This window comes from Schleiferilactobacillus perolens DSM 12744 (assembly GCF_001435585.1).
Classification (GTDB): Bacteria; Bacillota; Bacilli; order Lactobacillales; family Lactobacillaceae; genus Schleiferilactobacillus; species Schleiferilactobacillus perolens.
The window spans coordinates 1-440 of sequence record NZ_AZEC01000073.1; the positions used below are offsets into that span (position 1 = coordinate 1).

1 protein-coding gene is annotated in these 440 nt (G+C 48.9%); it reads left to right on the forward strand.

The annotated features are described in order from the left end of the window. On the forward strand, nt 1–440 hold a 440-nt coding region (locus tag FD09_RS16120; protein WP_157053874.1), incomplete at both ends, for an IS30 family transposase.

Genomic DNA, 440 nt, shown 5'->3' on the forward strand with positions numbered 1-440 from the left:
TGAACGAAATAATTTAGGCGTTAAACGTAAAAGTCATGGGGCTCGAGGATTCGCTCGAAAGTTACGACATCGTGGGAAAACTCGTAAGGTTAAAGGAACTGTCAACGAACGACGTGGCCGTTTTAATAATGTCCCATCAGTCCATGAACGACCAGTCTCATGTGAGAATCGGACTCGTTTTGGCCATTGGGAAGGCGATACCGTTCGCGGCAAGATCGGGCGTTCGGGTTTAGTGTCACTTGTCGACCGCAAGTCACGATACCTTCTGTCTGAGCGTGTACCCAAAGTGAATGCCAAGAATGTGACCCAAGCGATGATCGACCTCCTGCATACAGTCACACCTAAACGCGTTCGTACGCTTACACCAGACCGAGGTACAGAGTTTGCGGGTTATCGTGAAGTCGGTAAAGAGCTTGGTATCTCAGTCTATTTTCCAGACC